The organism is Albimonas donghaensis (assembly GCF_900106695.1).
Classification (GTDB): Bacteria; Pseudomonadota; Alphaproteobacteria; order Rhodobacterales; family Rhodobacteraceae; genus Albimonas; species Albimonas donghaensis.
The window spans coordinates 1,256,446-1,268,479 of the sequence record NZ_FNMZ01000001.1 but is presented as its reverse complement, the minus strand read 5'-3'; the positions used below and the strand labels follow the sequence as shown (position 1 = coordinate 1,268,479).

Below are 12,034 nucleotides of genomic sequence, written 5' to 3'. Positions count from 1 at the left end.
CCGTCCCGCTTTCTCTCTAGCCGGGGGCGTGGGCGTCGCCCCCGCCGCGGTTCTTCGGAGCCTTCGTCGCATGGGCGCGGCGTCCCTTTCCGCGGCGCTGGCCTTCGGCCTCGCCGGCGGCGCGCCCCCGGCGACCGGCACGGGGCGGGCGCTTTCCGATGCGCCGGCCGGGAGCGGGATCGCGAGCCCGGACGCTGGCGGGCAGGGCTCTGGGGGAGAGGGCGCCGCGAGACGGGGGGCCGGCGCGGGCGGGCTCGCCGGGCTGGCGCGATCTCAGGCGCCGGCCAACGCCTATATCACCCGCGACGGGCTCGACTGGGCCTGGGCGGCGCCGGTTCCCGCCGCGCTCGCCGATCTCGACCTGCCTGCGTCGGGGGGCTGGCGGCTGCCCACGGCGGCGGAGCTCGCCGCCGCGCCGACCGCGTCGGATTTCGTGTTTCCGGGCGCCAATGTGCCGCTGGGCGGGGCTGACCCGGCCTCGGGCGCGGCCTTTCTCATGCCGGGTCCGGGGCTCGACGCGGCGGCGGCCTGCGCGGCGCCCTGGTTCGGGGCCGAGCACCGGCATTGCGACTGGGTTGACGGGGAGGGCGTGTTCGCGCTGCCCTGGGCGGGAAAGGCGGGGGAGACGCAGTTCTCGGAGCAGCTGCTTGTGCGCGACGCCCGGCCGAGAAACCTCGCCGTCGCGGGGCGGGAGAGGGAACGCGCTCCGGCCCCGGTTTCCGACCCGCGCGGCTGAGCCGGCCCCGCTTCCCGCCCCCGCTTCCCGTCTCCGCCCGCCGCCCCTGCGTCCGCCGCCCCGAAACGGATCCGCCGGGCGCCCCCCTTCGACCGCGGCCGCGAGCGGACCCTCCCAACCCGCGGGCCGGCGGACGCGGCCGCTCCCTCCGCAAACCGCCCGCCCGTCCCCCCGGCCCGAGGCTCCGGCGGGCGCCCCCGGGCTTCCCCCTTCCGCCCCCACGGGTTAGAAGCGCCCGACCCATACGATCGCCTCGCCACGATCGCCCCCCGACGCAGAGCAACCGGACCGCTTCCGCCATGAGCATGGACAAGACCTTCGACGCCGCCGCGGCCGAGCCCGAGATCTACGCCGAATGGGAACGCGCGGGCGCCTTCGCCGCCGGCGCCAACGCCCGGCCCGGCGCCGAGACCTTCGCCATCCTGATCCCGCCGCCCAACGTCACCGGCTCGCTCCATATCGGGCACGCGCTGAACAACACGCTGCAGGACGCGCTGATCCGCTGGAAGCGCATGCAGGGCTTCGACACGCTCTGGCAGCCGGGCCAGGACCATGCCGGCATCGCCACCCAGATGGTGGTGGAGCGCAAGCTGGCCGCCGAAGGCGCGCCCAGCCGTCGCGAAATGGGCCGCGAGGCCTTCACCGCCAAGGTCTGGGAGTGGAAGGCCGAGAGCGGCTCGACCATCCTCAACCAGCTCCGCCGCCTCGGCGCGTCCTGCGACTGGTCGCGCATGGCCTTCACCATGTCCGGCGCCCCCGGCGCCCCGGCGGGCGAGGACGGCAACTTCCATGACGCGGTCCTCAAGGTCTTCGTCGGCCTGCACCGGGACGGGTTGATCTACCGCGACAAGCGGCTGGTGAACTGGGACCCGCATTTCGAGACCGCGATCTCCGACCTGGAAGTCGAGCAGGTGGAGGAGAAGGGGAATCTCTGGCGCTTCCGCTACACGCTCGCGGACGGGGAGACCTACGACCACCCCGTGGTGCGCGAGGAGATCGACGGCGAGCAGACCACCCGCAACTGGACGCCGGATGATGACGACCCCAGCGCGTGGGAGGAACGGAACTACATCGTCGTCGCCACGACCCGGCCCGAGACCATGCTGGGCGACACCGGCGTCGCGGTTGCCGCCGACGACCCCCGCTACGCCGGCCTGATCGGCAAGTCGGTCGTCCTGCCGCTGGTCGGCCGCCGCATTCCCATCGTCGCCGACCAGCACGCCGACCCGACCAAGGGCACCGGCGCGGTGAAGATCACGCCCGCCCATGACTTCAACGATTTCGAGGTCGGCAAGCGCGCCGGCCTGAAGCTGATCAACGTCATGACCTCGCGCGCCGAGATCACGCTGGAGCGCAACGACGCCTTCCTCGACGGCTGCGCGCCCGACCCCGAGGCGATGGCGCTGGAGGGGCTCGACCGCTACGAGGCCCGCAAGCGCATCGTGGCGCTGGCCGAGGGGCAGGGCTGGCTCGACGGCATCGACGCCGAGACCCATGTGGTCCCGCATGGCGACCGCTCCAAGGTCGCGGTGGAGCCCTGGCTGACCGACCAGTGGTTCGTCGACGCCAAGGCGCTGGCCAAGGAGGCGCTCGCCGCCGCCCATGACGGCCGCACCACCTTCCACCCCGCCAACTGGGTGAAGACCTACGATCACTGGATGGAGAACATCGAGCCCTGGTGCATCTCGCGCCAGCTGTGGTGGGGCCACCAGATCCCGGTCTGGTACGCGCCCGACGGGACCTTCTTCTGCGAGGCGACCGAGGCCGAGGCGCAGGCCGCCGCCGACGCGCATTTCGGCGCGCCGACCGCGCTGACCCGCGACCCCGACGTGCTGGACACCTGGTTCTCCTCCGGCCTGTGGCCCATGGGCACGCTGGGCTGGCCGGACCAGACGCCGGAACTGGCGAAATACTATCCCAGCTCGGTCCTGATCACCGGCTTCGACATCATCTTCTTCTGGGTCGCCCGGATGATGATGATGGGCCTGCACTTCATGAAGGACGAGGCCGGCGCGCCGGTCCAGCCCTTCCACGACGTCTATGTCCACGCGCTCGTCCGCGACGAGAAGGGCAAGAAGATGTCGAAGAGCCTCGGCAACGTCATCGACCCGCTGGAGCTGATCGACGAGTTCGGCGCGGATGCGGTGCGCTTCACGCTGGCCTCGATGGCCGCCATGGGGCGGGACATCAAGCTGTCCAGGTCCCGGGTCGCGGGCTACCGCAACTTCGCGACCAAGCTGTGGAACGCCGCCCGCTTCGGCGAGATGAACGAATGCGTCCCCGTGCCGGGATTCGACCCGGCCTCGGCGACCGCGCCGCTCAACCGCTGGATCGTGGGGGAGACGGCGCGCCTGCGGGAGGTGGTGGACGCGGGGCTGGCCGAATACCGGTTCAACGACGCGGCCGGCGCGCTCTACGCCCATGTCTGGGGGGTGTTCTGCGACTGGTATGTGGAGCTTTCCAAGCCGCTGCTGATGGGCGAGGACGAGGCCGCCAAGGCCGAGACCCGCGCGACGCTGGCCTGGGCGCTGGACCAGTGCCTGGTGATGCTGCACCCGTTCATGCCCTACGTGACCGAGAAGCTCTGGGGCCAGATCGCGGACCGGCCCAAGATGCTGATCCACGCCGACTGGCCCGCCTTGTCTGCCGAGGCGCTGGCCGACCCGGCCGCCGACCGCCGCATCGGCCGGCTGATCGCGCTGATCGAGGCGGTGCGCTCGGTGCGCGCCGAGATGAACGTGCCGCCCTCGGCCCGTCTGCCGCTGCTGGTGCTGGAGGCGGACGACGCGTTGCGGGCGCTGGCCGACGGCGAGGCGGCGCTGATCTCCCGGCTCGCGCGGATCGAGGGGATCGAGACGGTGGAGACCGCTCCGAAGGGCGCCGTGACCATCACGCTGGAGGGCGGCGCGGTGGCGTTGCCGCTGGCCGGGATCGTCGATGGCGCGGCCGAGAAGGCGCGGCTGGAGAAGGCCCTGAAGAAGGTGGAGAAGGACGCGGACGGCATCGCCCGCAAGCTCGACAATCCGGGCTTTCTCGCCAAGGCGCCCGAGGACGTGGTCGAGGAGAACCGCGAGCGTCTGGAGGAGCTTCGGGCCGAGGCGGCGCGTCTCTCCCTCGCCGCCTCCCGGGCCGCCGAACTGGTCTGATCCGCGCCGGCGTCCGCATGAGGGCGCCGCCGCATCGCAAGGCCCGTCCCGGCGCGACGCCGGGCGGGCGGCGGGCGGCGAGCGAGCGCGTCACGGGCGCGCGTTTCGGGGGCGCGTTACGGGGGGCGTTTCGGGGGGGCCGCGTCAGCGGGGCGCGCCCGAAAAAGCCCGGGCAGGGGCGGGCGGTCATTCGCCGGCCGCCCGCGCGCAAGGCGCGTGCTTCCCTGCGTAAAGGCGCGCCGGCGCGTCGTCGTTTCCGAAGTGAACACAATTCGTGGCGCGGCGCCGGGCTGGTCCCCGGGCCGCCTCCGCCCCACGTCCTGCGCAACGATGGCGATGGCCGGGGCGCGATCCGCGCCCGGCCGCCTCGACCGAAATGCAGGAGCGAGCGATGACCAGGGTTCTGGTGCTTTACCATTCGATGTACGGCCATATCGAAACCATGGCCAAGGCGGTCGCCGACGGCGTCGTGGAGGCGGGCGCCGAGGTGTTCGTCAAGCGCGTGCCCGAGACCATGCCCGAGGACGCCTTCAAGGCCGCCGGCGGCAAGACCGACCAGGAGGCGCCCGAGGCCTCGCCTTCCGAGCTGGCCGACTATGACGCGATCATCTTCGGCGTGCCGACCCGCTTCGGCAACATGTCGGGGCAGATGCGGACGTTCCTCGATCAGACCGGCGGGCTCTGGGCCAGGGGCGAGCTGATCGGCAAGGTGGGGTCGGTCTTCGCCTCGACCGGCACCGGGGGCGGCAACGAATCGACCATTCTCACCACCCATGTGACCCTGCTGCACCATGGCATGGTGATCGCGGGTCTGCCCTATTCGACGCCGGAGCTGGGCCAGGTCGGGGAGGTCCGCGGCGGCAGCCCTTACGGCGCCGCCACGATCGCGGGGCCCGACGGCGCGCGCCAGCCCACGGAGACGGAGCTGTCGATGGCCCGTCAGCAGGGCGCCCATGTGGCGAAACTGGCGGCGAAGCTGGCCGCCTGACCGGCGCGACGGGTTCGGGAACGGGAAGGGGCGGCCCCGCGCGGGGCCGCCCCTTTCCTGTTCGGGCGCGGTGGGGGGAGGCGAGGCGGGGGGGGCGCGGCTCAGGACGCGGCGGCCAGCGCCTGCCTGCCGCGTTCGATGGCGGCCGCCATGGCGGGACGGTCGGAGATGCGGGCGTGATACGCGGCCAGCCGGCCCTCGGGCGCAGGCCAGCCGAACATTTTCATCCCCCAACGCAGCGTATGGCCGGCGAGCAGATCGGGGATCGTGAAGTCCTCGCCCGCGAGGTGGGGCGCGTCTCCCAGCCGGCAGTCCAGCCGCTCCAGCGCCATGTCCCATTCAAAGCGGCAGGTGGGCTCCACGTCGGCGCGCTTGTCCTCGGGGTGGAGAAAGCGGTTCTTGGCCGCGGTCCAGCAGGCGCCTTCCAGCTCGTCGACGATGAACTGCGTGGCGCCGTCCTGGCGGGCGCGCTCCAGCGTGCCGGCGGGATGGGTCAGGGCGCCGTGGCGGTCGGCGAGGAAGGTGACGATGGCGACCGAGTCGCCCAGCGCCGTCCCCTCGACCAGCAGGGCGGGGGCCTTGCCGGTGAAATTGACGGCGCGCAGGCGATCGGACTGGGGCTCGGCGATTTCCAGCCTGTAGGGCTGGGCGAGCTCCTCCAGCATCCACATCACCCGGCGCGTGCGGTTCCTGGGGTCTCCGACGACGGTGTACATGCGCGTATCCTCCCTGGCGGCGCGTTTCGGGCAGTGAAGCGGCGGCGGGGCGCGACGGTCAAGCGCCGCGCGCGCCGGGTCCGGAGGGATCCTGCGGCGCCCGCCTGCGGCGCCCGCCTGCGGCGGGCATTCCCTTCGCCTCGGCGCCGCGCCGCGCGCGGGGCCTCGGGGCGCCGACGGGCTGATCGCAAGGCGCGGCCTGGCTGGGGGCGCGGCGGGGCAGGTCCGGCGCCTGGCGGTGGAGATCCGGGCGGAACGCCCGCCGCGCGCGTCCCTTTCCGCCCGCGACCGGCCCGTCTCGCCGCGCGGGCGCTCCGGCGTCGCCCGCGCCACGGTCGTCGCGCGGCGTCCCGACGCTGCGGCCCGCGGGTCGCGATCGGCGCTTGCCCGCCGCCCGCCCCCTGCGCCATAAGCGGCGCAGAGGCGCCGGAGGCCCGGGCCCGTCACGGACCCGTCCTCCCGGCGGATCCCGCGGCCCGTCCGCTCCCGCGCCCGACGCCGGAGGAGACCAGCCATTTCCATCGCGGACGCCGCCCCCGCCTTCGCCCACCGCCACCTGCTGGGCATCGAGCAGCTCGCCCCCGCCGACGTGACCGCGGTCCTCGACCTCGCCGAGGACTACGTCGCGCTCAACCGCGGGCGGGACAAGAAGCGCGCCACCCTGCGCGGGCTCACCCAGATCAACTTGTTCTTCGAGAATTCCACCCGCACCCAGGCCAGCTTCGAGATCGCCGGCAAGCGGCTGGGCGCGGATGTGATGAACATGTCGGTGCGCACCTCGTCCATGTCCAAGGGCGAGACGCTGCTCGACACCGCCGCCACGCTCAACGCCATGCATCCGGACCTGATCGTGGTGCGCCATCAGCATTCGGGCGCGGTGGCGCTGCTGTCGGCCAAGGTGGACGCGGCGGTGATCAACGCCGGCGACGGGCGGCATGAGCATCCGACCCAGGCGCTGCTCGACGCGCTGACCATCCGCCGCCGCAAGGGCCGCCTGCACCGGCTGACGGTGGCGATCTGCGGAGACGTGGCCCATTCCCGCGTGGCGCGCTCCAACATGATCCTGCTGGGGATGATGGAGAACCGGGTCCGCGTCGTGGCCCCCCCGACCCTGCTCCCCCCCGATATCGACCGCTACGGCGTCGAGGTCTTCCACGACATGGAGAAGGGGATCGAGGGCGCCGACGTGGTGATGATGCTCCGCCTGCAGCAGGAGCGGATGGAGGGCGCCTTCGTCCCCTCCCAGCGCGAGTATTTCCATCGCTGGGGGCTGGACCAGCAGAAGCTCGCCCATGCCGCGCCCGACGCCATCGTCATGCATCCCGGCCCGATGAACCGCGGCGTGGAGATCGACGCGCTGGTCGCCGACGATCCCGCCCGCTCGGTGATCGGCGAGCAGGTGGAGATGGGCGTGGCGGTGCGCATGGCTGTGCTCGAACTTCTGGCCGGGGCGAGGGAGCGGGGATGAGCGCGCTGGGCCGACTGGAGAAAGCGGACCTGCATGAAGCCTGGGCGCATGAGGCGCTGGACTTCACCCCGTGGCTGGCGCAGCCGGAGAACATCTCTCTGCTGGCGGAAACGCTCGGCTACGGCCCGGACGGGCTCGAGGTCGAGGCGGTGGAGCGCAGGGTCGGCCCGTTTCGGGCGGACATTCTGGCGCGGGTCTCCGGCGGCGACGAGTTCGTGCTGATCGAGAACCAGCTGGAGCGGACCGATCACGGCCATCTCGGGCAGCTGATCACCTATGCCGCCGGTCTGCACGCCGCGACGATCATCTGGATCGCGCGCGCCGTGACCGACGAGCATCGCGCCGCGCTCGACTGGTTGAACGAGATCACGGCCGCCAAGTTCCGCTTCTTCGCGGTGGAGGTCGAGCTGTGGCGGATCGGGGACAGCCCGCTGGCGCCGAAGTTCAACCTCGTCTCCAAGCCGAACGACTGGTCCCGGTCGGTGGCCGCGGCCGCGAATGACACGAGCGGCGAGCGCACGGAACACCAGCAGCGGATGTTCGACTTCTGGACCGCCTTCGCCGCCTCGCTGCCGGCGAACGGCCTGCTGCCGCGCAAGGCGCCGACGACCTCGTCCTGGACGGAGTATCCGATCGGACGGACGAATTTCCGACTGGGCGCGGTGGTGAACGCCCGCGCGGGCTATATCCGCGCCGAGTTCTATATCGACCATGCGACGCCGGGCGTCGCGAAGCGCTGGTTCGCGATGCTCAGCGAGGAGCGCGAGCAGGCGGAATCGTCCTTCGGCGGCCCGCTGGACTGGCAGGAGCTGCCCAGCAGCCGGGCCTGCCGGGTCTGCTGCGACAAGCCGATCGCGGATTTTTCGGACAAGAGCGCGTGGCCGGCCCATCACGCCTGGCTCGCCGATGCGCTGCGGCGGCTGCATGCGACGTTCAGCGGGCCGGTGCGCATGCTGCCCGCGTCCGACCTTGTTGAAGAGGAACTGGTGCAAATGTCCTCGGAGGACTCATGACCGCCCGCAATCTCCTCCGCCCTCATCTGCTGCGCAACGCCCGCCTGATCGACCCGGAGGCCGGGACCGACGCGCCCGGCGATCTGCTGATCGAGGACGGGCGCATCGCCGCCGTCGCGCCTCCGGGCGAGCTGGCCTTCGAGCTGGGCGAGACCACCGAATGCGGCGGGCTCGCGCTCGCCCCCGGCATCGTCGACATGAACGTCTATGTGGGCGAACCTGGCGCGCGGCACCGCGAATCCTACCGCACGGTAGGGCTCGCCGCCGCCGCGGGCGGGGTGACGACGCTCGCCGTGCGTCCGGACACCGATCCGCCCATCGACGACGCCGCCGTGCTCGGCTTCGTCGCCCAGCGCGCGGCCGAGGCCTGCCCGGTGAACGTCCGCATCATGGGCGCGCTGACCCGCGGCTGCGACGGCAAGCTGATGTCGGAAATGGGGTTTCTGACCGACGCCGGGGCCGTGGCCTTCTCCGATGGCGACCACGCGGTGGCCGACCCGGTGGTCATGCGCCGCTGCCTGACCTATGCGCGCTCGATGGGCGCGCTGGTCATCCACCACCCGCAGGAGCCCGCCTTCGCCGCGCGCGGCTGCGCCACCGAATCCTTCTTCGCCACCAAGCTCGGGCTCCCCGGCGTCCCCGCCATGGCCGAGCGCATGATGCTGGAGCGGGACCTCGCGCTGGTCGAACTGACCGGCGCCCGCTACCACGCCGACCAGGTCTCCACCCGCGGGGCGCTGGAGGCGCTGGCGAGAGCGCGGGACGCGGGCCTGCCGGTCTCGGCCTCCGCCTCGGCCCATCACCTGACGCTCAACGAGCTGGACATCGAGCCCTACCGCACCTTCTTCAAGCTCGACCCGCCCCTGCGCTGCGAGGAGGACCGCGAGGCGCTGGTCGCCGCCGTGGCCGAGGGGTTGGTGGAGGTCATCGTCTCCGCCCATCTTCCCCAGGACGAGGAGCTGAAACGTCTGCCCTTCGAGCAGGCCGCGCCCGGCGCCGTGGGGCTGGAGACGCTGCTGCCCGCGGCCCTGCAACTGGTTCATGGGGGGGCGATGGACCTGCCCGCGCTGTTCGCGCGGCTCAGCCTCGCGCCCGCCAGGCTGCTGGGGCTGGAGGCCGGGCGGCTCGCCGCCGGCGCGCCGGCGGACCTGGTGCTGTTCGATCCGGGCGCGCCCTTCGTGCTGGATCGGGCGGGGCTGCGTTCGCGGTCCAAGAACACGCCCTATGACCTGCGCCGGATGACCGGCAAGGTGCGGGGGACCTGGGTGGCGGGCGCACGGGTCTTCGCGCCGGAAGAGGAAACCGCATGATCCGCTTCGCGCCGGAATGGCTGCGCGCGCTGGTCGATCCCACGGCCGCGGCGCCGGGGATCGAGGCGGCGGCCCCCTGGCTGATCGCCGCGCTGGCGCTCGGCTATCTTCTGGGCTCGATCCCGATGGGGGTGCTGGCCTCGCGCCTGTTCGGGCTGGGGGATCTGCGCAAGATCGGCTCGGGCAATATCGGGGCGACCAACGTCCTGCGCACCGGCAACAGGAAGGCGGCGGCGGCGACGCTGCTGCTGGACGCGGCCAAGGGCGCGGTCGCGGTGCTGATCGCCGGGCGCTGGGGGCCGGATGCGGCGGCGCTGGCGGGGCTCGGGGCCGTGCTGGGGCATCTGTTCCCGGTCTGGCTCGGGTTTCGGGGCGGCAAGGGCGTGGCGACGCTGCTCGGCGTGACGCTGGCGCTGAGCTGGCCGGCGGGGCTCTGCGCGCTGGCGGCCTGGGCGGGGGCGGCGGCGCTGACCCGGATCAGCTCGGTCGGGGGGCTGGCCTCGGCGCTGGCGGCGCCGGTTGCGCTCTGGGCCTTCGGGGCGCTGGAGGCGGTGCTGCTGGCGGCTGTCATGGCGGCGCTGGTCTGGGCGCGGCACTGGCAGAACATCGGCCGCATCCTGCGCGGCGAGGAAAGCCGGATCGGCGGCAAAAGCTGACCCGGCCGCCGCGTTTACGGTGGTTTAACCATAACAGGGTCTGATCGCCTTCGAGGCTCCAGGACGGAGCCAGGGACGGAGGCGGCATGCAGGCGCGGATCGATTTCGCGGGGAACCGCGTGGGGGCCGACCCCGGCATCGGGCGGGGCCGGGCCCGGGATGCGGGCCAGAGTTCGGGGCGCGGCGCCGGGATCGGTGTCGGGATCGACCCCGGATTTGGCGCGGGCGCGGATCCGGGGAGGGCGCCGGGCAGGGCGCAGGACGGGGAACGCGACGCGGCGATCGCGACCGCGCGCGGCGCGCCGTCCTCGCCGCCTCGTCGGGCGGTCGACCCGATGGCGGCCCTGCGCCTCGCCCGAAGCCGCAATGTCGGCCCTTCCACCTATATCCGGCTGGTGCGCCGCTTCGGCGACCCCGCCCGGGCGCTCGACGCGTTGCCCGAACTCGCCCGCCGCGGCGGCGCCGGCGCCATGACGCCGTTCGATGCGGCCGCCGCGGCGCGGGAGATGGAGGCGGGCGCCGCCGCCGGCGCCCGCCTGGTGATCCTGGGCGAGCCCGGCTATCCGCCCGCCCTCGCCGCCATCCCCGACCCGCCCCCGGTGTTCTGGCTGCGCGGCGACCCAAGCGCGCTGCGCGCCCGCACGGTGGCGATCGTGGGCGCGCGCAACGCCTCGGCCATGGGGCTGCGGCTGGCGCGCGCGATGGCGGCGGAGCTCGGCGCCGCGGGCTTCATCGTGGCCTCGGGCCTCGCGCGCGGGATCGACGGGGCGGCGCATGAAGGCGCGCTGCCCACCGGCACCGTGGCGGCGCTGGCGGGCTGCGTGGCGCAGGTCTATCCGCGCGACCATGCCGCGCTGGCCGAGCGCATCGCGGCCGAGGGCGGGGCCCTGATCGCCGAGGCCCCCATGGGCGCGGATCCGCAGGCCCGGCATTTCCCCCGGCGCAACCGGGTGATCGCGGGCCTCTCCCGCGCCGTGGTGCTGATCGAGGCCGCATCCCGCTCCGGCTCCCTGATCACCGCCGAATTCGCGCTGGAACAGGGGCGCGAGGTGCTGGCCGCGCCGGGCTCGCCGCTCGACCCGCGCTCGGCCGGGGGCAACCAGTTGATCCGACAGGGCGCGTCGCTGGTGCGCGACGCCGCCGACGTGGTCGAAAGCCTTGAGCAGGCCGGGGCGGAGGACCCGCAGGGCGAAGCCGGAGGGGCCGCCCCGCCGGGGCTCGCGCCCGACGGCTTCGCCGAGACTGCGGCGCCGCCGCCCGCGCCGCAGGACGACCGCCGGCTGCGGGCCGAGATCGCCTCGCTGCTGGGCCTCGCGCCGGTGGAGGAGGACGAGCTTCTGCGCCTGTCGGGCGCGAACCTGTCGGCGGTGGCGGAGGTGTTGCTGGAACTGGAGCTCGCCGGCCGCCTGGTCCGCCAGCCCGGCGGCATGCTGGCGCTGCTGCCGGAGGCGTAGGGCGGGGCGGCCGGCGGCCCGAGGCGCCGCGTCTCGCGCTCGCCGTTGTCGCGCGCCCGCTCGCGGCGCGTGGCGAGGCGGTCGCCTCTGGCGCGGGCAAGGAGCGGCATGTCCGCAGCCTCCGATCAGCGCGGGAGCGGCGCGCGCGTCTCCTCCCCGAGGCCGTGCTGCGCCCCGCCCCTTCGCTGCGCCTGTCTTGCGCGCCCCTCAGCCATACCCCCCCGGGCACGGTCAGGGTCGGCGGCCGCAATCCTTGCGCAGGTATGGAAGGAGCGTCCTGCCAAGGGCGTGAGGATCGGACCGCGGCGGTCCCGCGCCTTGCGGATCCCTTGCCGAAGCCCTTCGCCACGCTGCGCAGTCGCGGCGAGCGCGTTGCGGCGGTTCGCCCGCGCGCAGATCCCGAGGCCGCCCGCGGCGCCGCCCTGTGACAAGGCTCCTGCCCAGAGCCCGCGAGGGCGAATGGCCCGGCCCAGCCATGCGGCGGCTGTGCGGGTCGGCGGCGGCAGGCGTCGTCCATGAAGGGCGGGGAGGGACGGCGACCGGATCC

Annotated in this window: 9 protein-coding genes; 8 read left to right on the top strand and 1 reads right to left on the bottom strand. The window is 73.5% G+C overall.

Annotated features, from left to right (window positions below):
• The first annotated feature begins 70 nt into the window (after positions 1-70).
• The 3 genes from BLV24_RS05305 to wrbA all read left to right on the top strand — a co-directional run bounded on the left by BLV24_RS05305 (position 71) and on the right by wrbA (position 4,870).
• Positions 71-736 (top strand): hypothetical protein, encoded by a 666-nt coding sequence (locus BLV24_RS05305; RefSeq protein ID WP_092680047.1) that lies wholly within the window; start codon positions 71-73, stop codon positions 734-736.
• Positions 737-1,035: 299 nt separating this feature from the next.
• Positions 1,036-3,882 carry a valine--tRNA ligase gene (locus tag BLV24_RS05300; protein WP_092680046.1) on the top strand — a complete coding sequence of 949 codons (2,847 nt, stop codon included), beginning with the start codon at positions 1,036-1,038 and terminating at the stop codon, positions 3,880-3,882.
• A 391-nt stretch (positions 3,883-4,273) separates the two neighbouring features.
• The gene (gene wrbA / locus BLV24_RS05295; RefSeq protein ID WP_092680045.1) at positions 4,274-4,870 is read left to right on the top strand and encodes an NAD(P)H:quinone oxidoreductase; all 597 of its coding nucleotides are present in this window, start codon (positions 4,274-4,276) and stop codon (positions 4,868-4,870) included.
• A gap of 101 nt (positions 4,871-4,971) precedes the next feature.
• Here wrbA and BLV24_RS05290 read toward each other — a convergent pair whose 3' ends face one another.
• Positions 4,972-5,586, bottom strand: a complete 615-nt coding sequence (locus tag BLV24_RS05290; RefSeq protein ID WP_092680044.1) for a glutathione S-transferase family protein — start codon at positions 5,584-5,586, stop codon at positions 4,972-4,974.
• Positions 5,587-6,106: 520 nt separating this feature from the next.
• Here BLV24_RS05290 and BLV24_RS05285 point away from each other — a divergent pair.
• From BLV24_RS05285 to dprA, 5 genes are all read left to right on the top strand, one after another.
• The gene (locus tag BLV24_RS05285) at positions 6,107-7,054 is read left to right on the top strand and encodes an aspartate carbamoyltransferase catalytic subunit (protein WP_092680043.1); all 948 of its coding nucleotides are present in this window, start codon (positions 6,107-6,109) and stop codon (positions 7,052-7,054) included.
• A complete protein-coding gene (locus BLV24_RS05280) occupies positions 7,051-8,067 on the top strand; it encodes a DUF4268 domain-containing protein (RefSeq protein ID WP_092680042.1) in 1,017 nt (338 codons plus the stop codon). Before BLV24_RS05285 ends, BLV24_RS05280 begins: the two co-directional genes overlap by 4 nt.
• The gene (gene pyrC, locus BLV24_RS05275; protein ID WP_092680041.1) at positions 8,064-9,377 is read left to right on the top strand and encodes a dihydroorotase; all 1,314 of its coding nucleotides are present in this window, start codon (positions 8,064-8,066) and stop codon (positions 9,375-9,377) included. Before BLV24_RS05280 ends, pyrC begins: the two co-directional genes overlap by 4 nt.
• On the top strand, positions 9,374-10,033 hold the full coding sequence (plsY, locus tag BLV24_RS05270; protein ID WP_092680040.1) for a glycerol-3-phosphate 1-O-acyltransferase PlsY: 660 nt from the start codon (positions 9,374-9,376) through the stop codon (positions 10,031-10,033). Before pyrC ends, plsY begins: the two co-directional genes overlap by 4 nt.
• Before the next feature lie 335 nt (positions 10,034-10,368).
• Entirely contained in the window at positions 10,369-11,487 is a 1,119-nt protein-coding gene (gene dprA / locus BLV24_RS05265) for a DNA-processing protein DprA (protein WP_092680280.1), read from the top strand.
• Positions 11,488-12,034: the final 547 nt, after the last annotated feature.